Raw genomic sequence first — 25570 nt, forward strand, 5'->3', positions numbered from 1 at the left:
ATTATCCAGCATCTTTTTCAGACCATCGAGAGGCGTGCGGCCCACACCGCGGGCAGATGGCACGCAGGAAGCCCGGACTAATAAGATGGCATTGAAATCCCCCGCGTTTCGTAAAAAATTTCCGTTGTTGGTAACCGGCAGCATGCTGGCCTTGCAACCTCTAGCCACTTCCTACGTGGTCGCCGCGGAACAGTATGACTGCTCAGTCTCTGCTTCGGGTGCCTGGGCCTGTGCGCCAAAATCTCCAGCGGCAGCTTTGCCACCACGTCCAGTGCATGAAGGCAGTGCCGTCAGCGCCACTGGCGAGGCCCCTGCACAGGAAGGTACCAGCGCAGAGACCGGTGCCAAACCCGCGCTCGTCACCGAGTCCGAGGGTCGCGGTCTGAAGTCGCGTAGCGAAGACTACAGCCACCTCGACTGGGTTCCACGCGATCAGCTCACAGCAGCACAATTGGCCGAAACCGGTCCTTACTGCTCTGGTTCCTATATCGAACCGATTCGTCCTGGCATGAATGACAAGACGAATAAAAGTGACGCACCAACCTTTATCGGCGCGAAAGCCTCTCGCTACAAGCAGGATGAGCAAATTGCCACCCTGGCCGGCGACGTGGTCATGCGCCAGGGCAGCATGCAGGTCGAAGCCGACGAAGCCAGCCTGTACCAGGCCGAGAGCCGTGGCGAACTGAACGGCAATGTGCGCATTCGCGACAATGGCGCGCTGATCGTGGGCGACCATGCCGATGTTCAGCTCGACACAGGCGAGGCCAAGGTCGATAACGCCGAATACGTGATGCACAAGTCCCGTATCCGCGGTAACGCGCTATACGCCAAACGTGCCGAAAACGCGATCATCCGCCTCAAGGATGGTACGTACACCACGTGTGAACCGAACAGCAACGCCTGGCAACTCAAGGGCAACAACATCACCTTGAACCCGGCCACCGGTTTCGGTACTGCGACCAACGTGACATTGCGAGTCAAGGACATTCCGATCCTGTACACGCCATACATCTACTTCCCGATCGACGACCGTCGCCAGTCCGGCTTCCTGCCGCCGACCATCGGCACCGGCAGCGATACCGGCTTCATGCTGGTGACACCGTACTACTTCAACCTGGCACCGAACTACGATGCCACGTTGTACCCGCGCTACATGGAAAAGCATGGCTTGTTGATGGAAGGCGAGTTCCGCTACCTGACCAAGTCCAGCGAAGGTCAGTTCGGTGCCGCGTACCTCAATGACGACGACACCGAACGCAGCAAGCAGACCGATTACACAAAAGACCGCTACATGTATAACTGGCAGCACAAGGGTGGTCTGGATTCGCGAGTCTTCACGCAAGTCGATTACACCAAGATCAGCGATCCTTATTACTTCCAGGACCTGCAGACCGACCAGATTGGTGTGAAAAGTGCTGATTACGTGAACCAACAAGGTTCCGTCACCTATCGGGGCGAAAGCTACACCGCGCGCGTGAACGCCCAGGCTTACCAGCTTGCAACCGTTTCGAACATCACCCCGTATGACCGACTGCCGCAAATCACCTTCGATGGTGCGCTGCCTTATCATCCGAACGGCCTGGATTTCACTTACAACACTGAAGTCGTGCGCTTTGATCGTGACCTGAAAAATGGCACGTTCACCGATGTGGACGGCAACGTGTCGCCGCGACTGGATACCAACGTTCAAGGTCTGGCACGCGCTAACGGCGATCGCCTCAATCTTGCACCGGCCGTCAGCCTGCCGCTGAACTGGACCTACGGCTTCCTCAAGCCGACTCTTAAATACCAGTACACCCAGTATCAACTGGATCTCGACAGCATCGGCAAAAGCCAGATTGCCGCGCAGTCCGCAGAACAGGATCAGCTGAACGGCACCTTCGGCAGCACCCAGAATCGTGGCGTGCCGATCGCCAGCATCGACAGCGGCCTGTATTTCGATCGCAACACCCAATGGTTCGGCAAGAACTATCGCCAGACCCTTGAACCACGCCTCTACTACCTCTATGTCCCAGAGAAGGATCAACAAGACATTCCGGTATTCGACACCGGCGAATACACCTTCAACTATGCGTCGTTGTTCCGTGACAACCGCTTCTCCGGTTCCGATCGTGTCGGTGACGAGAACAAGCTGTCCCTGGGCGTGACAAACCGCTGGATCGAAGACAGCGGTTTTGAACGTCAACGCATCAGCGTCGGCCAGGCCTTGTACTTCAAGGACCGTGAAGTCCAGTTGCCAGGCATTGACCCGAAAACCCGTCAGGATGCGCATTCGAACGTTTCGCCTTATGCACTGGAATACGAATATCGCTGGAACCGCGACTGGCGCACTACCGCCGATTACAACTGGGACCCGGACAGCCGCAGCCCTCGCTCGGGCAGCGCGATGTTCCACTACCAGCCTGAAGACAACCCGAACAAGGTCATCAACGCCGGCTATCGCTATCGCAATGACCAGGTCCGTTACGACCAGACAACCGGCAAGTGGTCGGTGGGCGGTGGTGACTACGGCACCCCTGGCACACCTGGCTATGTGAAGGATTACTACAAAATCGAACAGCACGACTTCTCGGTGATCTGGCCGGTCGTGCCGCAATGGAACGCCATCAGCCGCTGGCAATACGACTACAACCGCAACCGTACCCTGGAAGCCTTCGGCGGTTTCGAGTACGACAACTGCTGCTGGAAACTGCGCCTGATCAACCGTTACTGGGTTTCCTACGACGAATTCAGTCAGGAAGCACCGCAAAACGAAAAAGGCGACCACGGCGTATTCCTACAAATCGTTCTGAAGGGACTCGGCGACCTCACCGGCGCCAAAGCAGAGAGTTTCCTCGACAAAGGCATCCAAGGTTATCGTGAACGTGAAAACCAAGCTTTCTGATTGTCTGCGCCCGCTGCTGCTGGGCGCGCTGTTCCTGGGTACCGCGGCCAACGCTGCGGTACAGTCCATCGATAAGGTGGTGGCTATCGTCGACAACGACGTGGTCATGCAGAGCCAACTGGACCAACGTGTTCATGAAGTCCAGCAAACCATCGCCAAGCGCGGCTCTGCCGTGCCACCGGCCAGCGTGCTGGAGCAACAGGTGCTTGAGCGCCTGATCGTCGAAAACCTGCAGCTGCAGATTGGCGAACGTTCCGGTATCCGTATCACCGAGGAAGAACTCAACCAGGCTGTCGGCACCATTGCCCAACGCAACAACATGTCGGTCGATCAATTCCGCGCCGCGCTGACTCGCGACGGCCTGTCTTTTGACGACGCCCGCGACCAGATTCGTCGCGAGATGGTCATCAGCCGTGTGCGTCAGCGCCGTGTGGCTGAGCGCATCCAGGTCTCCGAGCAGGAAGTGAAGAACTTCCTGGCTTCGGACCTCGGCAAAATGCAGCTATCCGAAGAGTTCCGACTGGCCAACATCCTGATTCCTACGCCGGAAAGCGCCAACTCCGAGGCGATTCAGAATGCTGCCAAACAGGCTGATGCGGTTTACCAGCAACTCAAGCAAGGCGCTGACTTCGGTCAATTGGCCATAGCCAAATCCGCCAGCGAAACCGCACTGGAAGGTGGCGACATGGGCTGGCGTAAAGCCGCTCAACTGCCACCGCCATTCGATCGCCTGCTGAGCACCATGGCAGTTGGCGATGTGACCCAGCCAATGCGCACACCGGGCGGCTTCATCATCCTGAAAGTCACCGACAAGCGTGGCGGCGAGACACAGGTGCGTGACGAAGTGCATGTGCGTCACATCCTGGTCAAACCAAGCCCGATTCGCGACGAAGAAAAAACCAAGGCCCTGGCTCAGTCGCTCTATACCCGCATTGAAGCGGGCGAAGACTTCGGCGAGCTGGCAAAAAGCTACTCGGAAGACCCGGGTTCCGCCCTCAATGGCGGAGACCTGAACTGGATCGATCCGAACGTGTTGGTTCCGGAATTCCGCGAAGTCATGGCCAAGACCCCACAAGGTCAATTGTCCAAGCCATTCAAGACTCAATATGGCTGGCATGTCCTGGAAGTCCTTGGCCGCCGCGCCACCGACAACACCGCCCAGGCTCGCGAGCAGCAGGCGATGACAGTATTGCGTAATCGCAAATACGATGAAGAGCTGCAAACCTGGCTGCGTCAGATCCGTGACGAAGCGTATGTCGAAATCAAACTCCCTGGCGCGACCCAGGCCGCGCAGTGAAGCCCAAACGTTTCGCGCTGACACCCGGCGAGCCGGCCGGCATAGGTCCCGACCTGTGCCTGCTGCTTGCCTCGCAAGCCCAGCCGCACCCCCTGATTGCCATCACCAGCCGTGACCTGCTCCTTGAGCGGGCCGCGCAGCTGGGTGTGGTTGTCGACTTGCTGCCGGTCACTCCGGACAATTGGCCGGATGCCCCTGCCCCCGCCAACAGCCTGTACGTCTGGGATACACCGCTCAATGCCAAGGTCGTCGCCGGGCAACTGGACAAGGCCAACGCTGCATTCGTCCTGGAAACCCTGACCCGAGCCGGTCAAGGCTGCCTGGACGGGCACTTTGCCGGGATGATCACTGCCCCCGTGCACAAGGGCGTGATCAACGAATCCGGGATTGCCTTTTCCGGGCACACCGAATTTCTCGCCGATCTGACCCATACCGCGCAAGTGGTCATGATGCTCGCCACTCGAGGACTGCGCGTGGCCCTGGTCACCACACACTTGCCCCTTCGCGAAATTGCCGATGCGATCACGCCAGAGCGGCTGGAGCGGGTCACCCGCATCCTGCATGCCGACCTGCAACAAAAATTCGGCATTGCCCAGCCACGGATCCTGGTGTGCGGGCTAAACCCCCACGCCGGCGAAGGTGGACACCTGGGCCATGAAGAAATCGACATTATCGAACCCACATTAGAGCGCCTGCGCGGCGAAGGCATGGACCTGCGCGGCCCCCTGCCCGCCGACACTCTGTTTACCCCCAAATATCTGGAGCACTGCGACGCAGTGCTGGCGATGTACCACGACCAGGGCCTGCCTGTGCTGAAATACAAAGGCTTTGGCGCAGCAGTCAACGTGACCCTCGGATTGCCGATCATCCGCACTTCGGTCGATCACGGCACTGCGCTTGATCTGGCCGGCAGCGGCAAAATCGATACCGGCAGCCTGCAAGTCGCCCTGGAAACCGCCTATCAGATGGCCGAGACCCGTTTATGACCGAGCAATACCAACACCGGGCGCGCAAGCGCTTCGGCCAGAACTTTCTGCACGATGCCGGCGTCATCGACCGCATCCTGCGCTCCATCCACGCCAAACCCGATGACCGCATGCTGGAAATCGGCCCAGGCCAGGGCGCATTGACCGAAGGCCTGCTCAACAGCGGCGCGCAACTTGACGTGGTGGAACTGGACAAGGATCTGATCCCGATCCTTAACCAGCAGTTCGCCGGAAAGAGCAACTTCAACCTGCACCAGGGCGACGCGCTGAAGTTCGACTTCAACAGCCTGAACGCTGCCCCCGGCAGCCTGCGTGTGGTTGGCAACCTGCCGTACAACATCTCTACCCCGCTGATTTTCCACCTGCTGCACAACTCCCATCTGATTCGCGACATGCACTTCATGCTGCAAAAAGAAGTGGTCGAGCGTCTGGCAGCGGGCCCGGGTGGTGGTGATTGGGGTCGATTGTCGATCATGGTCCAGTATCACTGTCGGGTTGAGCATCTGTTCAACGTTGGCCCTGGCGCGTTCAATCCACCGCCGAAAGTCGATTCGGCTATCGTGCGACTGGTGCCCCACGCGGTACTGCCGCACCCCGCCAAAGACCACCGGCTGCTTGAACGCGTCGTACGCGAAGCCTTCAACCAGCGCCGCAAAACCTTGCGCAACACCCTCAAGCTGCTGCTGAGCAATGCCGAAATCGAAGCCGCTGGCGTCGATGGCAGCCTGCGTCCCGAGCAGCTCGATCTGGCCGCCTTTGTGCGTCTGGCCGACAAGCTCAGCGAACAAGTCCTACAGAAGCCTGCCGGTATCTGACAGACCCGACGCGTTATCGGATAGGACACCAGCACCCATGTCTGGTTTACTATCCGATACTTGGCCTAGACTGATCTCCATCAGCTAAGCCCCGCGTTCCGCTTCGTTTTTAAGGCCTCTTGCATGTCCGATCCTCGTTATCAGGTCGACGTCAGCGTCGTCACCCGCTATCTGGCAGAACAATCGCAACCTGAACAAGACCGCTTTGCCTTCGCCTACACCATTACCGTGCAAAACAATGGCGAGTTACCCGCCAAACTGTTGTCACGCCACTGGGTGATCACCGACGGCGACGGGCATGTCGAAGAGGTTCGCGGTGCGGGCGTGGTCGGCCAGCAACCGTTGATCGCGGCGGGCCAAAGCCACACCTACAGCAGCGGAACCGTCATGACCACCAAAGTCGGAACCATGCAGGGCAGCTATCAGATGATTGCCGATGACGGTACGCACTTCGACGCCATCATCGCCCCGTTTCGCCTTGCGGTACCCGGGGCCTTGCACTGATGGCGACTTACGCTATCGGAGACCTGCAAGGTTGCCTTGAAGCGTTGCAGTGCCTGCTCAAAAAAGTCGCCTTCGATCCAGCTAAGGATCGCCTGTGGCTGGTAGGCGACCTGGTCAATCGTGGCCCGCAGTCACTGGAGACCCTGCGCTTCCTCTATAGCATCCGCGAATCGCTGGTGTGCGTGCTCGGCAACCATGACCTGCACTTACTGGCCGCCGGTCAGAACATCGAACGCCTGAAAAAAGCTGACACCCTGCGCGAGATCATTGAAGCGCCCGATAGCACCGATTTGCTGGACTGGCTGCGCCAACAAAAACTCATGCACTACGACGAGCAACGCAACGTGGCGCTGGTGCATGCAGGCATACCGCCCCAATGGTCGCTACGCAAAGCCTTGAAATACGCCGCCGAAGTCGAGGCCGCCCTGCGCGACGACAACCTGTTCCCACCCTATCTCGATGGCATGTACGGCAACGATCCGGCGAAATGGGACAGCGACCTCAAAGGCGTGACTCGCCTGAGGGTGATCACCAACTATTTCACTCGCATGCGCTTCTGCACCGCCGACGGCAAACTCGACCTCAAGAGCAAGGAAGGGCTCGAATCAGCGCCGCCCGGTTATAAACCCTGGTTCCAGCACAAAGAACGCAAGACCAAGGACCTGAAGATCATCTTTGGCCACTGGGCGGCACTGGAAGGCAAGGTACAGGAGCCAGGCATATCCGCCCTCGACACCGGCTGCGTTTGGGGCGGCGCCCTGACCCTGATGAATGTCGATACGGGCGAACGCCTGTCCTGCAAGTGCGATGAACATGGCCATGCCGCCGTGCCGCCAGTCGCCTTAACCATTCCTGAAACATCGCCAGCCAGCGCCCCGCGCTAGACTGCCCATTCAGCCGAGCCAAAGGAGCCCGACATGAGCGAATTCAAACGCATCCCCCCGGAACAGGCCCAAGCACTGCGCGAAAAAGGCGCAGTGGTGGTCGATATCCGTGATCCCGGTACCTACGCCGCACTGCACATCAGTGGCTCGAAGCATCTGGACAACCATTCGATCTCGGATTTCATCCGCGCCGCCGACCTCGACGCACCGACCGTGGTGGTCTGCTACCACGGCAACTCCAGCCAAAGCGCTGCCGCCTACCTGGTCAGCCAGGGCTTTTCTGACGTCTACAGCATGGATGGCGGTTTTGAGCTGTGGCGTACGACGTATCCTTCGGAAACGGCGCAAGGCACCTCCGAATAATTTTTTTGTAACACGCAAGCCCCGGCCCCCGCGGGCTAGCGCGGTGGCAGACGAACGGTCTGCCACACATAATTACGCATCTCGCCTTTACCTCCCGAATTCCCAACTATCCTTAAGCGCAGGCCATCCAAAACAGGGGAGAGCCGGTACACCGGCGCACGGGTCATCGGGAGTAGCTTTCGGAGTCGTCAGCTTCGAGAGATTTCTGGGGGGTAAACAGCAACTGCCTGTTCGGTTGCTGCCAGCATCGACTGAGTGATCCGGCGTCGGCTCCACGTATCGAGCGAGGTGACGTCATGAGTATCTTTAGCCACTTCCAACAACGCTTCGAGTCCACACGCCAGGAAGAACTCACGCTGCAAGAGTATCTTGAGCTGTGCAAAAAGGACCGCAGCGCCTACGCTTCCGCCGCCGAGCGTCTGCTGTTGGCCATCGGTGAACCGGAGCTGCTCGACACTTCGACCAATTCGAGGTTGTCGCGAATCTTCTCCAACAAGGTCATCCGTCGCTATCCGGCCTTTGAAGACTTCCACGGGATGGAAGAATGCATCGACCAGATCGTGTCGTATTTCCGCCACGCCGCTCAGGGCCTGGAAGAGAAGAAACAAATCCTCTATCTGCTCGGCCCTGTAGGCGGCGGTAAATCGTCCCTGGCCGAGAAGCTGAAACAACTGATCGAAAAAGTGCCCTTCTACGCCATCAAGGGCTCGCCGGTTTTCGAATCGCCTCTGGGTCTGTTCAACGCCACTGAAGATGGCGCGATCCTCGAGGAAGACTTCGGCATTCCACGGCGCTATCTCAATACCATCATGTCGCCATGGGCCACCAAACGCCTGGCCGAATTCGGCGGCGATATCAGCCAGTTCCGCGTGGTGAAACTCTACCCGTCGATCCTCAACCAGATCGCCGTGGCCAAAACCGAACCGGGAGATGAAAACAACCAGGACATCTCGGCACTGGTGGGTAAGGTCGATATCCGCAAACTGGAAGAATTCCCGCAAAACGACGCCGACGCCTACAGCTACTCGGGCGCACTGTGCCGGGCCAACCAGGGCCTGATGGAGTTCGTCGAAATGTTCAAGGCACCGATCAAGGTGCTGCACCCATTGCTGACGGCAACCCAGGAAGGCAACTACAACAGTACCGAAGGTCTTGGCGCGATTCCGTTCACCGGGATTCTGCTGGCCCACTCCAACGAATCGGAATGGCACACCTTCCGTAACAACAAGAACAACGAAGCGTTCATCGACCGGATCTACATCGTCAAAGTGCCGTACTGCCTGCGGGTCAGCGACGAAGTGAAGATCTACGACAAACTGCTGTTCAACAGCTCGCTGGCCAAGGCCCATTGCGCGCCCGACACCCTGAAGATGCTCGCCCAGTTCACTGTGCTTTCTCGCCTCAAGGAGCCGGAAAACTCCAACATCTACTCCAAAATGCGCGTGTACGACGGCGAAAACCTCAAGGACACCGATCCGAAGGCCAAGTCGATCCAGGAATACCGCGACAATGCTGGCGTCGATGAAGGCATGAACGGCCTGTCTACCCGTTTCGCGTTCAAGATCCTGTCGAAAGTCTTCAACTTCGACCCGCACGAAATCGCCGCCAACCCGGTGCACTTGCTCTACGTGCTTGAACAACAGATCGAACAGGAACAATTCCAGGCGGAAACCCGCGAACGCTACCTGCGTTTCCTCAAGGAGTACCTGGCGCCGCGCTACATCGAATTCATCGGCAAGGAGATCCAGACCGCTTACCTCGAGTCTTACAGCGAGTACGGCCAGAACATTTTCGACCGCTACGTGCTGTACGCCGATTTCTGGATTCAGGATCAGGAATACCGCGATCCGGAAACCGGCGAAATCCTCAACCGCGTGGCACTCAACGAGGAACTGGAAAAAATCGAAAAACCGGCCGGTATCAGCAATCCGAAGGATTTCCGCAACGAAATCGTCAACTTCGTACTGCGTGCCCGGGCCAATAACAACGGCAAGAACCCAACCTGGCTCAGCTACGAAAAACTGCGGGTGGTCATCGAGAAGAAAATGTTCTCCAACACCGAGGACCTGCTGCCGGTCATCAGCTTCAATGCCAAGGCCAGCAAAGAGGACCAGCAGAAACACAACGACTTCGTCACACGGATGGTCGAGCGGGGCTACACCGACAAACAGGTACGACTGCTGTCCGAGTGGTACCTGCGGGTCAGAAAATCACAATAACCCGCTGCCGGTCAGACCGGTTGTCGTCAGCCCGAGGCCTGTTTACGCATTTTCTGTTACACAGGCCTCTGGAAGGTGTTCGAAAGGCAGTAGCGAGGTTCAGGCAGTATCCACAGCGCTTGGGGGAGCGTGTACATCCCTTGGCACTCGGTGTGCTGCTTGATTGCTTGCCCCTTTGAGGACAGCTTCTAAGGAGCAGTCATGAGCTATGTGATCGACCGACGTCTCAATGGCAAGAACAAAAGCACGGTGAATCGTCAGCGGTTTCTGCGGCGTTACCGTGATCACATCAAGAAGGCTGTCGAAGAGGCGGTCAGCCGGCGCTCCATTACCGATATGGAGCACGGCGAGCAAATCAGCATCCCTGGCCGCGACATTGACGAGCCAGTGCTTCACCATGGTCGCGGTGGCAAGCAGACAGTCGTGCACCCGGGTAACAAGGAATTCACCAGCGGCGAACACATTGCGCGCCCACCGGGAGGTGGCGGCGGCAGAGGGCCAGGCAAGGCCGGCAACTCCGGCGAAGGGATGGATGAATTTGTCTTCCAGATCACCCAGGAGGAATTCCTCGAATTCATGTTCGAGGATCTTGAGCTGCCGAACCTGGTCAAGCGCAACCTGACCGGCACCGACACGTTCAAAACCGTTCGCGCAGGCATCAGTAACGAAGGTAACCCCTCGCGGATCAACATCATTCGCACCCTTCGTTCAGCCCATGCACGGCGAATTGCGCTGTCCGGCAGCAGCCGGGCCAAACTGCGTGAAGCGAAAGAGGAACTTCTGCGACTGAAGCAAGAAGAACCGGACAATTTCGGCGATATTCAGAAAGTCGAAGCCGAAATTGAAAAACTCAGCGCACGTATCCATCGCGTTCCGTTTCTCGACACGTTCGACCTCAAGTACAACCTGCTGATCAAGCAGCCCAATCCAAGTTCAAAGGCCGTGATGTTTTGCCTGATGGACGTGTCTGGCTCCATGACTCAGGCGACCAAGGACATCGCCAAGCGCTTCTTTATCCTGCTCTACCTGTTCCTCAAACGTAATTACGACAAGATCGACGTCGTGTTCATCCGCCACCACACCAGCGCCCGCGAAGTGGACGAGGAAGAGTTTTTCTACTCCCGCGAAACCGGCGGGACCATCGTGTCCAGCGCCCTGAAGCTGATGCAGGAAATCATGGCCGAGCGCTATCCGAGCAATGAGTGGAACATCTACGCCGCCCAGGCTTCCGACGGCGACAACTGGAACGACGACTCGCCGATCTGCCGCGACATCCTGATCAACCAGATCATGCCGTTCGTCCAGTACTACACTTACGTTGAGATCACTCCACGCGAACATCAGGCTTTGTGGTTCGAGTATGAACGCATCGCCGAAGCGTTCTCTGACACTTTTGCCCAGCAACAACTGGTCTCGGCCGGGGATATCTATCCGGTCTTCCGTGAACTCTTCCAGCGCAGGTTAGTGACATGACCGCCAAAGAGCAGAAGCGCCAACCCATTTCCACCGGCTCGGAATGGACGTTCGAGCTGATCCAGGCCTACGACAAAGAAATCAGTCGTCTTGCGGCCCGCTATGCGCTCGACACTTACCCCAACCAGATCGAAGTGATTACCGCAGAGCAGATGATGGATGCCTACGCCTCTGTCGGCATGCCCCTGGGTTATCACCACTGGTCCTACGGCAAACACTTCCTTAGCACTGAAAAATCCTACAGCCGCGGCCAGATGGGTCTCGCCTACGAGATAGTCATCAATTCGGACCCGTGCATCGCCTATCTGATGGAAGAAAACACCATCTGCATGCAGGCACTGGTGGTTGCGCATGCCTGCTATGGGCACAACAGCTTTTTCAAAGGCAATTACCTGTTTCGCACCTGGACAGACGCCAGTTCGATCATCGATTACCTGGTGTTCGCCAAGCAGTACATCATGCAGTGCGAAGAACGCCACGGCATCGACGCGGTCGAGGACCTGCTCGATTCCTGCCACGCCCTGATGAACTACGGAGTCGATCGGTACAAACGTCCCTATCCGATCTCCGCCGAAGAAGAGCGTCGCCGGCAAAAGGACCGGGAAGAACATATGCAGAAACAGATCAATGATCTGTGGCGTACCATTCCCAAAGGTGCGGATAAATACAGCGACAAGGACAATGCGCGCTTCCCTGCCGAGCCTCAGGAAAACATCCTGTATTTCATCGAGAAACACGCGCCACTGCTGGAGCCGTGGCAGCGGGAAATCGTACGGATCGTGCGAAAAATCGCCCAGTATTTCTATCCACAGCGTCAGACCCAGGTCATGAACGAGGGCTGGGCTACGTTCTGGCACTACACCTTGATGAACGACCTGTACGACGAGGGCCTGGTCACCGATGGCTTCATGATGGAGTTCCTGACGTCCCACACAAGCGTGGTCTTTCAACCCGGTTTCGACAGCCCGTACTACAGCGGGATCAACCCTTACACCCTGGGGTTCGCCATGTACCGCGACATCCGGCGCATGTGCGAAGAACCCACGGAAGAGGATTACCGCTGGTTCCCGGAAATTGCCGGCACCGACTGGCTCGCGGCCATCAAATTCGCCATGAGCAGCTTCAAGGATGAGAGTTTCATCCTGCAGTACCTCTCGCCCAAGGTGATCCGCGACCTGAAGCTGTTCAGCATTCTCGATGACGACCAGAAGGACGACCTGCTGGTACCGGCAATCCACGATGAAGGCGGCTATCGGATCATTCGTGAAACCCTGGCTGCCCAATACAATCTGGGTAACCGCGAACCCAACGTACAGATCTACAGCATCGACCGGCGCGGTGACCGCTCGTTGACCCTGCGCCACCAGCAACATGATCGCAAACCGCTGGGAGACTCCACAGAGGAAGTGCTCAAGCACTTGCACCGCCTCTGGGGCTTCGACATCCACCTGGAGACCCTGCAAGGCGACCAAGTGATGAAAACCCACCACGTTCCGCCCAGAAGCGAGCACGGCGAGGGAGATTACGGCCGACTGGATTTGGCCGTCATACATCTTTGATCCTGTTTCGGCCTCCGAAAGCTCGACGCAACGGTTATCCTGTCGAGCTAACGGAGGTTTTTTATGCGTATTTATAAAGTCGGCGGTGCCGTTCGAGATCGCCTGCTGGGCAAACCTGTCACCGATATCGATTGGGTTGTGGTGGGCGCCACCACCGAAGAAATGCTCGCCAAGGGCTTTCGCCCGGTCGGCTTGGACTTTCCGGTATTCCTTCACCCAAAAAGCGGAGAGGAATACGCCCTCGCCCGCACCGAACGCAAAAGCGGACGCGGTTACGGCGGCTTCACCTTTCACGCCAGCCCCGAAGTGACCCTTGAAGAAGATCTGATCCGTCGTGACCTGACCATCAACGCCATGGCCGAAGACGATCAACAGAACCTGACCGATCCGTACCACGGACAACGCGATCTCGAAGCACGCCTGCTTCGTCATGTGTCCCCCGCGTTTGCCGAAGATCCCCTGAGGGTTCTGCGCGTTGCGCGCTTCGCGGCCCGTTATGCCGCGCTTGGCTTCACCGTCGCTCCCAAAACGCTGGAACTGATGCGTCAACTCAGCGAATCAGGTGAGCTGCAAGCACTGACCGCGGAACGCAGCTGGAAAGAAATCTCCCGCGCACTGATGGAAGATCAGCCACAAGTATTCATTGAAGTGCTGCGGGCATGCGGCGCACTAAAAGAACTGATGCCAGAAGTCGATGCCTTGTTCGGCGTGCCGCAGCCACAAGCCCATCATCCGGAAATCGACACGGGCGCGCATACCCTGAGCGTGCTGGAACAAGCCGCACGCCACAAGCAACCGCTCACCGTTCGCTGGGCCTGCCTGCTGCATGATCTGGGCAAAGGCCTGACGCCGGAAGAAGAATGGCCTCGGCACATCGCCCACGAATTCAAGGGACTGAAACTGATCAAAGCGGTCAACGAACGCTTCAAGGCCCCCAAGGATTGTCAGGAACTGGCGCTGTTGGTGGGTGAATACCACACCCACAGCCATCGTGCCCTGGAGCTAAAACCGTCGACGTTACTGGAGTTGCTGCAGAGTTTCGACGTTTACCGTCGACCGCAACGGTTCGAGGAATTTATCGCCGCATGCGAAATGGACGCGCGCGGACGCAAGGGTCTGGAGCAGCGAAGTTATCCACAAGCGGATTATCTGCGCGGGGCAGCGACTGCGGCACGCAGTGTTGCGGTGCAGCCATTGCTGGAGAAGGGGTTCAAAGGGCCGGAACTGGGTGAGGCGATCAAGCGTGAACGACTCAAGGCGTTGAAGGCCTATAAAGAGACCGCGTCGTTCTGACTGACGACATCGCGGGCTAGCCCACAGGGATTGCATCGTACCTGTGGGCTAGCCCGCGATGGCGTCATGAATGTCACAACAAATCTGAAGGTGTCAGTTGAATGCCACGCCACTCAAAGGCCACGGGCGCCAGCACTTGATCAATCTGCGATTGCGCCCACAATGTGGCGAAACTCTTGCCGACGCCCGGATGAACTCGATCCGGCGCGATCAACGACAACGGCCACATCACGAAGGCATTTTTCAGAATTTCCGCTCGCGGCAACACCAAACCATCGAAGTTGCCCACCAGATCACCGAACAGCAATACATCGATGTCCAGCGGCAAACCTTTGCGATCCGGGGCGTAGCGGCCATTGTCCGCCTCGATGAATTTCAGCCGGCGATCCAGTTCAATAAGAGGCAGATCGGTAAAGGCCGACACCACGAAATTGAAAAACGGCCCGCTCTTGATCCCCACCGGCTGGCTTTCGAAAACCGCCGAGCAGCGGATGTCCACCAGAAATCCTGCCAAAGCCTCCAGGCCGGCCTGCAAATGGGCTTCACGCTCGATATTGCTACCGAGACCGAGATACACCTGAGTCAGCGACATCCGCGCTCGATCTCCACACCCACACCGCCGGTAGCGGCCGGCACTGCACCGGGCTTGGTCAGCTTGAGACGCATCCAGGTGATCTTGAATTCGCTCATCAGCACTTCCACGAGACGCTCGGCGAAGGTTTCCACCAATTGGTACTGCGCCTGCTCGGCAAAGGCCTGGATGCGCGACGAAACACTCGCGTAATCGAGCGCCAGGGTCAGATCGTCACCGGCGGCTGCCGGACGATTATCCCAGGCGAAACTCAGATCAAGACGCAAGCACTGTCGGATGCCTCGCTCCCAGTCGTAGGCACCGATTACGGTGTCGACTTCCAGGCCTTCGATAAACACTCTGTCCAAGCACTTTTCTCCGCTACACGACAAGGGCGCAATGCGCCGTTAGAATCAGGGCTTCCTCGCCCGGAATAGTTAGCATGTTTTGGTTATTGGCGATCCTCGCCTACCTGCTCGGCTCTCTGTCCTTCGCCATTTTGCTCAGCCGCCTGACCGGTAACCCCGATCCGCGAATGAGTGGCTCGGGCAATGCCGGCGCCACCAACATGTTGCGCCTGGCCGGCAAAAAACTCGCCGTCCTGACTTTGCTCGGAGACCTCTGCAAAGGCCTGCTGCCCGTGCTGATCGCCGGTTTTGCCGGGCTTTCCCTGCATGATCAGGCCTGGATCGGCGTCTGCGCCGTCATCGGCCACCTGTTCCCGCTGTACTTCCGCTTTCGCGGTGGCAAGGGTGTCGCCACCGCTGCCGGCATGCTGCTGGGCCTGTACCCGCCTGCGGCGCTACTGGCGGTCTGCGCCTGGCTGCTGACGTTCTACCTGACCCGCACCAGCTCACTGGCCGCCTTGATCGCTACGCCGCTGACCCTGCCGCTGCTGGCCTGGCAAGAACCCGGGGCGCTGCTGCCCATGAGCGCGCTCACGGGGATGATCGTCTGGCGTCATCGCGGCAATCTACGCGACCTGTTTGCCGGGCGCGAACGGCATTTTTAAATGCCGCCCGGTAGCGCCCATCATCACAGCGCCGAGAGCTGCTCCATCGGCCAACGCGCCTGGACACTGATCGCCAGACTTTCCTGCTGACCGGCCTGCAAGCGCTGGCAGCCGGCAAAAGCGATCATCGCCCCATTGTCGGTACAGAACTGTGGGCGGGCATAAAAAACATCGCCCTTCATGTCACCGAGCATTTTTTCCAGGGACGTGCGCAGCGCCTTGTTGGCGCTGACCCCGCCAGCGATCACCAGACGCTTCATGCCCGCCGCCTTCAGGGCACGCTTGCACTTGATGGTCAAAGTCTCCACCACGGCCTGCTGGAACGCCAGCGAGATGTCGCAACGGGCTTGCTCGCCGTCGTCCCCGGCGCTCACACACTGCTGCCAGGTGTTCAGGGCAAAGGTCTTCAGGCCGCTGAAGCTGAAATCGAGGCCAGGACGATCACACATCGGACGCGGGAAGACGAAACGTCCTGCAACCCCTTGATCAGCCAGACGAGCGATTTCCGGGCCACCAGGATAGTTGAGGCCCATCATTTTCGCGGTCTTGTCGAACGCTTCGCCGGCGGCATCGTCCAGAGTCTCGCCCAAAAGCGTGTATTGACCGATCCCGTCGACCTGAACCAGCTGCGTATGACCGCCGGATACCAACAAAGCGACGAACGGAAACTCCGGCGGTTGCGACTCAAGCATCGGCGCCAGCAAGTGGCCTTCCATGTGGTGTACGCCATGGGCCGGAATGCCCCAGGCGAAGGCCAGTGCCTGAGCACAGGAAGCGCCGACCAGCAGCGCCCCTACCAGGCCAGGACCCGCGGTATAAGCGATCGCATCGATCTCGGTCGACACGCAGTCGGCTTCGGCCAACACCTGACGAATCAGGGGCAGCATGCGTTTGACGTGGTCACGCGAGGCCAGCTCCGGCACTACGCCACCATAGGCACGGTGCAGGTCGATCTGGCTGAACAGCGCATCGGCCAGCAGACCGCGTTCACTGTCATATAATGCGACACCGGTTTCGTCGCAGGAGGTTTCTAATCCCAGTACTAGCATGGGTTTGCGCCTTGTTTAGGCTGAATTCGAAGGCGCGCATAATAGTCGTCGCGCGATGCCCCGACCAGCGGTTTTCGATCAGAGGCTTTGCATTCCGTGCGATGAGGGGTTAACATCCGCAACCCTTAAAAACCGACGTCTTCAAGTGCTCTTTTGCCGCGAGGATGTTGACCCCGGTAATGAATGAAGGTAGCTCTGGATGCCAGCCGTCAAAGTAAAAGAGAACGAACCCTTCGACGTAGCTCTGCGTCGTTTCAAGCGCTCCTGCGAAAAAGCCGGTGTACTGGCTGAAGTTCGTAGCCGCGAATTTTACGAGAAGCCAACTTCTGAGCGTAAGCGCAAAGCAGCAGCCGCTGTTAAGCGTCACGCCAAGAAAGTTCAGCGCGAACAGCGCCGCGCCGTTCGTCTGTACTAATACTCAGACGTTCGTAGCAAGCTTCTGCCAAGCCCGGCTCTTTGCCGGGCTAATGGCATTTGCGTAAAACGCTTGATGCTTCACTGTCGAAGCCGCAGACGCGACCGAGACAAATCTGCTTCACCGCGTCAGACCTGGCTCTTTTGCCAGCGGTGCACGTCTTTTCTGACGAGCCTTTCAAGGCTACTGACGAGCACACCCACTGATTCCTCTCACGACGATCAGCCCAAGGCACCTCACGCGTGCAAATGATGAGCTATCCGAGGCCCATGACTGGCCGCAGCCGGATTCAGCGCAACACTTTCAAAAAGTCGAATACTGATTGGCATTAACGTCAGGGGATTTTCGGCAGATACACTTCCCGACAGCGATTACGCAGACGACACCGGTCGAGCCGCCCTTCTTGCGCGCCTCAAACAACGACCTTCGTTCGACTACCCTTCGTTTCGGACTTCATTCAGCGCAGATGACGAGAACGCCATGGCCGGGCTAATTCCCCAGAGCTTCATTGACGACCTTCTGAACCGCACCGACATCGTCGATGTGGTCAGCTCTCGCCTGCAAATGAAAAAAGCCGGCAAGAACTACACCGCCTGCTGCCCGTTCCACAAAGAGAAAACCCCTTCGTTCAGCGTCAGTCCCGACAAGCAGTTCTATTACTGCTTCGGCTGCGGCGCTGGCGGCAATGCCCTGGGCTTCATCATGGACCACGACAACCTGGATTTCGTCCAGGCCGTCGAAGACCTGGCCAAGGCGGCCGGCATGGAAGTCCCAAGGGAAGAAAGCGGTCGCGCGCACAAACCGCGCCAGCCGACCGATTCGCCACTGTATCCGCTACTCACCGCTGCGGCCGACTTTTACCGTCAGGCCCTGAAAAGCCACCCATCGCGCAAAGCTGCAGTGGATTACCTCAAAGGTCGTGGCCTGACCGGCGAAATCGCCCGCGACTTTGGCCTCGGCTTCGCGCCACCCGGCTGGGACAACCTGTTCAAGCACTTGAGCAGCGACACCTTGCAGCAAAAAGCCATGATCGATGCCGGCCTGCTGATCGAGAACGCCGAAACCGGCAAACGCTACGATCGCTTCCGTGATCGCGTGATGTTCCCGATCCGCGACAGTCGCGGGCGCGTCATTGCCTTCGGCGGTCGGGTGCTGGGCGACGACAAGCCGAAATACCTGAACTCACCGGAAACCCCGGTATTTCATAAAGGCCAGGAACTCTATGGCCTGTATGAAGCGCGCAAGAACAACCGCAACCTCGACGAAATCATCGTCGTCGAAGGCTACATGGACGTCATCGCCCTAGCCCAACAAGGTCTGCGCAACGCCGTCGCCACCCTGGGTACCGCCACCAGCGAAGAACACCTCAAGCGACTGTTTCGCGTCGTGCCCAGCGTGTTGTTCTGCTTCGACGGCGACCAGGCCGGTCGCAACGCCGCGTGGCGTGCACTGGAAGCCACCCTGCCAAGCCTGCAGGATGGGCGACGGGCACGCTTTCTGTTCCTGCCCGAAGGCGAAGACCCCGACACACTGGTACGCTCCGAAGGCACTGACGCCTTTCGCGCGCGAATCAACCAGCACGCCCAGCCACTGGCAGATTATTTCTTTCAACAGCTGACAGAAGAATCGGACCCGCGCTCCCTCGAAGGCAAGGCCCATATGGCCACCCTCGCAGCGCCGTTGATCGACAAGGTTCCGGGAGCCAACCTGCGCATTCTGATGCGCCAGCGCCTGACCGAAATCACCGGCCTGAGCAGCGAAACGGTCAGCCAACTGGCGCAAAGCGCGCCACAAGAGGCGCCGCCCGCTTACGACCCGGGCATCGATTACGACGCGATGCCCGATTACAGCGACTATCATCAGCCGCAATCGCAAGAAATGTATGTGCCGCAACAGGAATGGACGCCCAAGAAACCCGGTGCCGGCGGCAAGAAATGGGACAAAAAACCCTGGGACAAGAACGGCAAGCGTGGCGGCGATCGCGATCAACCACGTGCCCCGCGGGTCCCGGCCGCCGTCGAACCACCGACCCTTGCCGCCTTGCGTACACTACTGCATCACCCGCAACTGGCGGAAAAAGTCGAGGATGCCGGGCACTTTGCCGCCGAGGACCACACCAATACTCAACTGCTGGTGGCGTTGCTCGAAGCCGTGCAGAAGAATCCCAAGCTAAACTCATTTCAATTGATTGCACGTTGGCACGGCACGGAGCAAGGCCGTTTGCTCAAGGCCCTGGCGGAAAAGGAATGGCTGATTGAAGGGGACAACCTTGAACAACAGTTTTTCGACACCATTACTAGCTTGTCAGCCCGCCAACGCGAGCGAAACCTGGAACAACTGCTCAGGAAAGCACGTCAAAGTGAACTGAGCACAGAAGAGAAAAACCAACTGCGCGACCTATTAAGTCGCAATGTTTCCGCATCAAACCCGACCTCAACTGGCGCGTGAGGTCATAGCTCAGGTATAATCCTCGGCTTGTTTTTTGCCCGCCAAGACCTTCAGTGGATAGGGTGTTATGTCCGGAAAAGCGCAACAGCAGTCTCGTATTATTGAGTTGATCAAACTGGGTCGTGAGCAGGGCTACCTGACTTACGCGGAGGTCAACGACCACCTGCCGGAGGATATTTCAGATCCGGAACAGGTGGAAGACATCATCCGCATGATCAACGACATGGGGATCAACGTATTCGAGGTTGCGCCAGATAAGGATTCCCTTATGCTGGCCGACGCCGATACCGACGAAGCCGCGGCCGAAGAGGCAGCAGCTGCGCTGGCAGCGGTCGAGACCGACATTGGTCGCACTACCGACCCGGTGCGCATGTACATGCGCGAAATGGGTACTGTAGAGCTCCTCACGCGTGAAGGCGAAATCGAAATCGCCAAACGTATTGAAGAGGGCATCCGTGAAGTGATGAGCGCAATCGCGCACTTCCCTGGCACGGTTGACCATATTCTCTCCGAGTACACCCGCGTCACCTCCGAAGGTGGTCGCCTGTCCGACGTCCTGAGCGGTTATATCGACCCGGACGACGGCATTGCGCCGCCTGCAGCCGAAGTGCCACCACCGATCGATCCGAAAGCCGTGAAAGCGGACGACGATTCTGACGATGATGACGCCGAAGCCTCGGATGACGAAGAGGAAGCCGAAAGCGGTCCGGATCCGATCATCGCAGCACAGCGCTTTGGTGCTGTTGCCGATCAGATGGAAATAACCCGCAAGGCCCTGAAAAAGCACGGTCGCCACAACAAGGCAGCCGTTGCCGAACTGTTGGCGCTGGCCGACCTGTTCATGCCGATCAAACTGGTTCCGAAGCAATTCGAAGGCCTGGTCGAGCGTGTTCGCAGTGCCCTGGATCGCCTGCGTCAGCAAGAGCGTGCAATCATGCAGCTCTGCGTTCGTGATGCGCGCATGCCGCGTGCCGATTTCCTGCGCCAGTTCCCGGGCAACGAAGTCGACGAAAGCTGGTCCGACGCACTGGCCAAAGGCAAGAGCAAATACGCTGAAGCCATTGGTCGCCTGCAACCGGACATCATTCGTTGCCAGCAAAAGCTGACCGCGCTGGAAACCGAAACCGGTTTGACGATCGCCGAGATCAAGGACATCAACCGTCGCATGTCGATCGGTGAGGCCAAGGCCCGCCGCGCGAAGAAAGAGATGGTTGAAGCGAACTTGCGTCTGGTGATCTCCATCGCCAAGAAGTACACCAACCGTGGCCTGCAATTCCTCGACCTGATCCAGGAAGGCAACATCGGCCTGATGAAAGCGGTAGACAAGTTCGAATACCGCCGCGGCTACAAATTCTCGACATATGCCACCTGGTGGATCCGTCAGGCGATCACTCGCTCGATCGCCGACCAGGCCCGCACCATCCGTATTCCGGTGCACATGATCGAGACGATCAACAAGCTCAACCGCATTTCCCGCCAGATGCTGCAGGAAATGGGTCGTGAACCGACGCCGGAAGAGCTGGGCGAACGCATGGAAATGCCTGAGGACAAGATCCGCAAGGTATTGAAGATCGCTAAAGAGCCGATCTCCATGGAAACCCCGATCGGTGATGACGAAGACTCCCATCTGGGCGACTTCATCGAAGACTCGACCATGCAGTCGCCAATCGATGTAGCCACCGTTGAGAGCCTTAAGGAAGCGACGCGCGAAGTACTCTCCGGCCTCACTGCCCGTGAAGCCAAGGTTCTGCGCATGCGCTTCGGTATCGACATGAATACCGACCACACCCTTGAGGAGGTTGGTAAGCAGTTCGACGTGACCCGTGAACGGATTCGTCAGATCGAAGCCAAGGCGCTGCGCAAGCTGCGCCACCCGACGAGAAGCGAGCATCTGCGCTCCTTCCTCGACGAGTGATCACAAAACCCCCGGCCCTGGCCGGGGGTTTTGCTTTCTACAGATTAAATCCCCCGTCCTCCCCCTTCCGCCGATTTGCCCGTCTACACTCGAAACATTCCCCCGAGCCATAACGAGACCGTTATGCCCAGACTGCCGACCGTGCTTTTTTTGCTGTCGCTGATGACCTGGACCGCAACGGCTGGCGCGCTGACTCTGAACGACGAAGAACGTAGCTGGCTTGCGGCCCACCCGAACTTGCGCCTGGGTGTCGATGCCTCGTGGCCTCCCTTTGAGTTTCGCGACGATCAGGGCCGATACCAGGGACTTGCGGCGGACTATATCGACCTGATCCGTCAGCGTTTGGCCGTTCAGCTGACGCCTATCGAGCCGGTCAGCTGGACGGCCGTGCTGGAGCAAGCCAAACAAGGCAAGCTGGACCTGTTGCCGGGCATCATGTCGACCCCGGAACGCCAGAACTACCTGTCGTTCACGCGCCCCTATCTGGATTTCCCGATTGTCATCCTGGCGCATGTCGGTGGCGCCCAACCTCGCAAAATCCAGGACCTCTACGGGCTGAAAATCGCCGTGGTGGAAAACTACGCACCCCACGAACTGCTGCGCACCCACAATCCCGATTTGAACCTGGTGGCGATGCCCAATGTCAGCTCTGCACTGCAGGCGCTCGCCACCGATGAAGTGGACGCGGTGGTGGGCGACCTCGCCTCCAGTGTGTGGAGCCTGCGCCAGCTCAAGCTGGACGGGCTGTACGTCAGCGGCGAAACCCCTTATCGCTATCAGTTGGCCATGGGCGTGCCCCGGGACAACAAGGTGTTGGTTGGCATCCTGGATAAGGTACTGGCGGACGTGAGCCCCGCAGAAATCAGTGCCATCCAGGAGCATTGGGTGGGCAACGTCCTCGATCATCGAACTTTCTGGTCCGATTTGCTGGTCTATGGCCTGCCGGGATTACTGCTGTTGATGATCGTGCTGGCCGTGGTGATCCGGATCAACCGCCGACTGAGCTCGGAGATCGCCCGCCGCGTCGATCTGGAACAGGAACTGCGCAGCAGCGAATACCACTACCGCGGGCTGGTGGAGAGCCTGTCGGCCATTGCCTGGGAAGCGCGGATGAGCGACTTCACCTACAGCTATGTGTCGCCCCACGCCGAAGCCTTGCTTGGCTATCCGCTGTCGCACTGGCTGATTCCGGGTTTCTGGCGCAACATCATTCACCCCGCCGACCTGACCCGCGCGCAGAACTTCTGTGATCACGAAGTGCTGGCCGGACGCGATCACAGCCTCGATTACCGGGTCATCACCGCCGATGGGCGCTGTCTGTGGGTGCGCGATATCGTCAGCCTGATCGAACATGGCCACGAACCAGTGATGCGCGGGTTGATGATCGACATCAGCGAAGCCAAACGCACCGAAGAAGCCCTGCGCCTGTCGGAGCAGAAATTTGCCTCGGTCTTCCAGCAATGCCCCGACATTCTGGTCATCGCGCGCCTTTCCGACGGCTGCCTGCTCGAAGTCAACGAAGCGTTCGAAGAACAGATCGGCCTGCGTGCCGAGGACGTCATCGGCCAGACCGCCACCGACCTGAATATCTGGGGCATTCCCGGCGTCGGGCCGGGGCTGTTGCAGCGCTTGCAGGCTGGCAGCATCCGCAACCTGGAGATGCCCTTTCGTCGCAGCAATGGCCAGGTGTTTACCGGCCTGATTTCCGCCGAACCCTTTGACCTCGATACGACCCCGGCGCTGGTGGTGGTCGTGCGTGATATCACCCAGCTCAAGGAAACCCAGCAACAACTGCAAACCTCCGAAGAGAAATTCGCCAAGGCGTTCCACGCCTCGCCGGACGGCTTGTTGCTGTCCCGGCAAAGTGACGGCCTGCTGATCGAGGTCAACGAAGGGTTCAGCCGCATTACCGGGTTCAACAGCGCGATGTCGGTGGACCGTTCGGCGCTGGACCTGGGTATCTGGGTCAACCTCAACGAACGCAAGCAGATGCTCGACCTGCTGCACCGCGACGGTTTTGTCCGCGACTTTAGCTGCCATATTCGCCGCAGCGACGGACAGATTCGCCTCTGCGAAGTGTCCAGCCGTCCGCTGCCGATTGGCGATGAGGACTGCATGCTGACCATCGCCCGGGACATCACCGAGCGCCACCTGATGCAGGAGAAACTGCAACAAGCGGCGACAGTGTTCGAGAGCACTGCCGAAGGCGTACTGATCACCGATACCCAGCAGCACATCAGCGCCGTCAACCGCGCGTTTACCGAAATCACCGGCTACAGCGAAAGCGAAGCCCTGGGCCATACCCCGCGCCTGCTTGCCTCCGGCCTGCATGACAGCGCGTTCTACGCCGCCATGTGGCATCAATTGACCGCCGAAGGTCACTGGCAAGGCGAGATTTCCAACCGGCGCAAGAACGGCGAGCTCTACCCGAGCTGGCTGACCATCAGCGCCGTGCGCAACCGGGACAAGTTCATCACCCACTTCGTGGCGGTATTCGCTGACATTTCCAGCCTCAAACACGCCCAGGCCAAACTCGATTACCAGGCCCACCACGACCCCCTGACGGGTCTGCCAAACCGCACACTATTCGAAAGCCGCCTGCAGACCGCCCTCAATACCCAGAAGGAAAATGGCGGCCAGGGCGCGGTACTGTTCCTGGATCTGGACCGTTTCAAACACATCAACGACAGCCTCGGTCACCCGGTCGGCGACCTGCTGCTCAAAGGCATTGCCGTGCGCCTCAAGGAGCAACTGCGCGATATCGACACCGTGGCCCGCCTGGGCGGCGATGAGTTCATCATCCTGTTACCTGGCCTGCAGCAAGCCAGCGACGCCGACAATATCGCCACCAAGCTGCTTAATTGCTTTACCGCCCCGTTCCAGGCCGGTGAGCACGAGTTTTTCATCAGCGCCAGTATCGGCACCAGCCTCTATCCACAGGACGGCTGTGATGTCGCCACCTTGATCAAGAACGCCGACGCGGCGATGTATCGCTCCAAAGCCAAGGGCCGTAACCGGGTCGAAAGCTATACCCGCGACCTCACCGCGCAAGCCAGTGAACGGGTGGCGCTGGAGCATGAATTGCGGCGCGCCATCGAGCGCAACGAGCTGCAGCTCTACTACCAACCGAAAATCAGCCTCGAAGACTATCGCCTGGTCGGGGCAGAAGCGCTGATTCGCTGGCGTCATCCGACCTTTGGCGACGTACCGCCAGAGCATTTCATTTCCCTGGCCGAAGAGAACGGCATGATCCTGCAGATCGGCGACTGGGTGCTTGAAACCGCCTGCCGGCAAATGCACGAATGGAACCTGACCTACGAAGGCCTTGGCCCGCTGTCCGTCAACCTGGCGGGCGCTCAGCTGCGCCAACCCAACCTCCTCGGCCGCATCGAACAACTGCTCAAGGACAACCGCCTCAAACCGGGATTCCTGCAGCTGGAAATCACCGAAAACTTCATCATGAGCCAGGCGGAAGAAGCGCTGGCGGTGCTGCATCAACTCAAGCATCTGGGCGTGCAACTGGCGATCGACGACTTCGGCACAGGCTACTCGTCACTGAGTTACCTCAAGCGCCTGCCCCTGGACATACTCAAAATCGACCAATCCTTCGTTCGCGGCTTGCCCGATGACCCACACGACGCCGCCATCGTGCGCGCCATCATCGCCCTCGGCCGCAGCATGCAATTCACCGTGATTGCCGAAGGCGTGGAGACTCATGCGCAGCAACGATTCCTGGCCGACGAAGGCTGCGAACAGATCCAGGGCTACATCGTCAGCCTGCCCCTGCCCCCCGACGAATTCGCCGCGACGTTTCTTCGTTCAACCGTTTCAGACTTTTCGGATAGCACAGCCGCGAAACCGTCGCTATAATCCGCGACCTACT

General features: G+C 58.6%; 19 protein-coding genes. 16 read left to right on the top strand and 3 right to left on the bottom strand.

The genetic code is table 11. From position 1 onward, the window contains the following. Positions 1-85 precede the first annotated feature (85 nt). From ACGJAX_RS03510 to ACGJAX_RS03560, 11 genes are all read left to right on the top strand, one after another. Complete coding sequence (locus tag ACGJAX_RS03510) at positions 86-2884, top strand: LPS assembly protein LptD (RefSeq protein WP_390957413.1); 2799 nt, start codon at positions 86-88, stop codon at positions 2882-2884. Continuing rightward, entirely contained in the window at positions 2859-4181 is a 1323-nt protein-coding gene (gene surA / locus ACGJAX_RS03515) for a peptidylprolyl isomerase SurA (protein ID WP_390957414.1), read from the top strand. Before ACGJAX_RS03510 ends, surA begins: the two co-directional genes overlap by 26 nt. Continuing rightward, positions 4178-5167, top strand: a complete 990-nt coding sequence (pdxA, locus tag ACGJAX_RS03520) for a 4-hydroxythreonine-4-phosphate dehydrogenase PdxA (RefSeq protein WP_247258115.1) — start codon at positions 4178-4180, stop codon at positions 5165-5167. Before surA ends, pdxA begins: the two co-directional genes overlap by 4 nt. Then, a complete protein-coding gene (gene rsmA, locus ACGJAX_RS03525) occupies positions 5164-5982 on the top strand; it encodes a 16S rRNA (adenine(1518)-N(6)/adenine(1519)-N(6))-dimethyltransferase RsmA (RefSeq protein WP_090325713.1) in 819 nt (272 codons plus the stop codon). The genes pdxA and rsmA overlap by 4 nt, the downstream gene beginning before the upstream one ends. Before the next feature lie 123 nt (positions 5983-6105). Further along, positions 6106-6486, top strand: coding sequence for a Co2+/Mg2+ efflux protein ApaG (apaG, locus tag ACGJAX_RS03530; RefSeq protein WP_090325715.1), 381 nt, complete (start codon positions 6106-6108; stop codon positions 6484-6486). Further along, the gene (locus ACGJAX_RS03535; protein ID WP_390957415.1) at positions 6486-7370 is read left to right on the top strand and encodes a symmetrical bis(5'-nucleosyl)-tetraphosphatase; all 885 of its coding nucleotides are present in this window, start codon (positions 6486-6488) and stop codon (positions 7368-7370) included. Before apaG ends, ACGJAX_RS03535 begins: the two co-directional genes overlap by 1 nt. A gap of 33 nt (positions 7371-7403) precedes the next feature. Beyond that, positions 7404-7733, top strand: a complete 330-nt coding sequence (gene glpE / locus ACGJAX_RS03540) for a thiosulfate sulfurtransferase GlpE (protein WP_390957416.1) — start codon at positions 7404-7406, stop codon at positions 7731-7733. Between the two features lie 296 nt (positions 7734-8029). Continuing rightward, positions 8030-9952 (top strand): PrkA family serine protein kinase, encoded by a 1923-nt coding sequence (locus tag ACGJAX_RS03545; RefSeq protein ID WP_047534149.1) that lies wholly within the window; start codon positions 8030-8032, stop codon positions 9950-9952. Positions 9953-10153: 201 nt separating this feature from the next. Continuing rightward, on the top strand, positions 10154-11425 hold the full coding sequence (locus ACGJAX_RS03550; protein WP_390957417.1) for a DUF444 family protein: 1272 nt from the start codon (positions 10154-10156) through the stop codon (positions 11423-11425). After that, complete coding sequence (locus tag ACGJAX_RS03555; protein ID WP_390957418.1) at positions 11422-12984, top strand: SpoVR family protein; 1563 nt, start codon at positions 11422-11424, stop codon at positions 12982-12984. The genes ACGJAX_RS03550 and ACGJAX_RS03555 overlap by 4 nt, the downstream gene beginning before the upstream one ends. Before the next feature lie 63 nt (positions 12985-13047). Beyond that, a complete protein-coding gene (locus ACGJAX_RS03560) occupies positions 13048-14277 on the top strand; it encodes a multifunctional CCA addition/repair protein (RefSeq protein WP_390957419.1) in 1230 nt (409 codons plus the stop codon). Positions 14278-14350: 73 nt separating this feature from the next. On the opposite strand, the gene folK is transcribed toward ACGJAX_RS03560, so the two are convergent. Further along, a complete protein-coding gene (folK, locus tag ACGJAX_RS03565) occupies positions 14351-14869 on the bottom strand; it encodes a 2-amino-4-hydroxy-6-hydroxymethyldihydropteridine diphosphokinase (protein WP_390957420.1) in 519 nt (172 codons plus the stop codon). Next, the gene (gene folB / locus ACGJAX_RS03570; protein ID WP_015097071.1) at positions 14860-15216 is read right to left on the bottom strand and encodes a dihydroneopterin aldolase; all 357 of its coding nucleotides are present in this window, start codon (positions 15214-15216) and stop codon (positions 14860-14862) included. The genes folK and folB overlap by 10 nt, the downstream gene beginning before the upstream one ends. 74 nt (positions 15217-15290) lie before the next feature. Here folB and plsY point away from each other — a divergent pair, with 74 nt between their 5' ends. Further along, positions 15291-15860: a glycerol-3-phosphate 1-O-acyltransferase PlsY gene (gene plsY, locus ACGJAX_RS03575; protein WP_090325720.1), complete on the top strand. Its 570-nt coding sequence runs from the start codon at positions 15291-15293 to the stop codon at positions 15858-15860. 23 nt (positions 15861-15883) lie between these two features. Here the strand turns inward: plsY and tsaD are convergent, their stop codons facing one another. Continuing rightward, the gene (gene tsaD, locus ACGJAX_RS03580; RefSeq protein WP_390957422.1) at positions 15884-16909 is read right to left on the bottom strand and encodes a tRNA (adenosine(37)-N6)-threonylcarbamoyltransferase complex transferase subunit TsaD; all 1026 of its coding nucleotides are present in this window, start codon (positions 16907-16909) and stop codon (positions 15884-15886) included. Between the two features lie 199 nt (positions 16910-17108). Here tsaD and rpsU point away from each other — a divergent pair, with 199 nt between their 5' ends. From rpsU to ACGJAX_RS03600, 4 genes are all read left to right on the top strand, one after another. Continuing rightward, positions 17109-17324 carry a 30S ribosomal protein S21 gene (gene rpsU, locus ACGJAX_RS03585; protein ID WP_002551877.1) on the top strand — a complete coding sequence of 72 codons (216 nt, stop codon included), beginning with the start codon at positions 17109-17111 and terminating at the stop codon, positions 17322-17324. 480 nt (positions 17325-17804) lie between these two features. Beyond that, positions 17805-19772: a DNA primase gene (dnaG, locus tag ACGJAX_RS03590; protein WP_247258108.1), complete on the top strand. Its 1968-nt coding sequence runs from the start codon at positions 17805-17807 to the stop codon at positions 19770-19772. Positions 19773-19839: 67 nt separating this feature from the next. After that, complete coding sequence (rpoD, locus tag ACGJAX_RS03595; protein ID WP_390957424.1) at positions 19840-21687, top strand: RNA polymerase sigma factor RpoD; 1848 nt, start codon at positions 19840-19842, stop codon at positions 21685-21687. 123 nt (positions 21688-21810) lie between these two features. Then, complete coding sequence (locus ACGJAX_RS03600; RefSeq protein ID WP_390957425.1) at positions 21811-25557, top strand: EAL domain-containing protein; 3747 nt, start codon at positions 21811-21813, stop codon at positions 25555-25557. The last annotated feature ends 13 nt before the right edge of the window (positions 25558-25570 follow it).

The sequence above is a fragment of the Pseudomonas moorei genome (assembly GCF_042846945.1).
Lineage (GTDB): Bacteria > Pseudomonadota > Gammaproteobacteria > Pseudomonadales > Pseudomonadaceae > Aquipseudomonas > Aquipseudomonas moorei.

Excerpts from the sequence above, each read along its gene's own strand:
- ACGJAX_RS03510 (WP_390957413.1), top strand. The coding sequence starts at position 86 with ATGGCATTGAAATCCCCCGCGTTTCGTAAAAAATTTCCGTTGTTGGTA.
- rsmA (WP_090325713.1), top strand. The coding sequence starts at position 5,164 with ATGACCGAGCAATACCAACACCGGGCGCGCAAGCGCTTCGGCCAGAAC.
- apaG (WP_090325715.1), top strand. The coding sequence starts at position 6,106 with ATGTCCGATCCTCGTTATCAGGTCGACGTCAGCGTCGTCACCCGCTAT.
- ACGJAX_RS03535 (WP_390957415.1), top strand. The coding sequence starts at position 6,486 with ATGGCGACTTACGCTATCGGAGACCTGCAAGGTTGCCTTGAAGCGTTG.
- glpE (WP_390957416.1), top strand. The coding sequence starts at position 7,404 with ATGAGCGAATTCAAACGCATCCCCCCGGAACAGGCCCAAGCACTGCGC.
- ACGJAX_RS03545 (WP_047534149.1), top strand. The coding sequence starts at position 8,030 with ATGAGTATCTTTAGCCACTTCCAACAACGCTTCGAGTCCACACGCCAG.
- ACGJAX_RS03550 (WP_390957417.1), top strand. The coding sequence starts at position 10,154 with ATGAGCTATGTGATCGACCGACGTCTCAATGGCAAGAACAAAAGCACG.
- ACGJAX_RS03555 (WP_390957418.1), top strand. The coding sequence starts at position 11,422 with ATGACCGCCAAAGAGCAGAAGCGCCAACCCATTTCCACCGGCTCGGAA.
- ACGJAX_RS03560 (WP_390957419.1), top strand. The coding sequence starts at position 13,048 with ATGCGTATTTATAAAGTCGGCGGTGCCGTTCGAGATCGCCTGCTGGGC.
- folK (WP_390957420.1), bottom strand. The coding sequence starts at position 14,869 with ATGTCGCTGACTCAGGTGTATCTCGGTCTCGGTAGCAATATCGAGCGT.
- plsY (WP_090325720.1), top strand. The coding sequence starts at position 15,291 with ATGTTTTGGTTATTGGCGATCCTCGCCTACCTGCTCGGCTCTCTGTCC.
- tsaD (WP_390957422.1), bottom strand. The coding sequence starts at position 16,909 with ATGCTAGTACTGGGATTAGAAACCTCCTGCGACGAAACCGGTGTCGCA.
- rpsU (WP_002551877.1), top strand. The coding sequence starts at position 17,109 with ATGCCAGCCGTCAAAGTAAAAGAGAACGAACCCTTCGACGTAGCTCTG.
- dnaG (WP_247258108.1), top strand. The coding sequence starts at position 17,805 with ATGGCCGGGCTAATTCCCCAGAGCTTCATTGACGACCTTCTGAACCGC.
- rpoD (WP_390957424.1), top strand. The coding sequence starts at position 19,840 with ATGTCCGGAAAAGCGCAACAGCAGTCTCGTATTATTGAGTTGATCAAA.
- ACGJAX_RS03600 (WP_390957425.1), top strand. The coding sequence starts at position 21,811 with ATGCCCAGACTGCCGACCGTGCTTTTTTTGCTGTCGCTGATGACCTGG.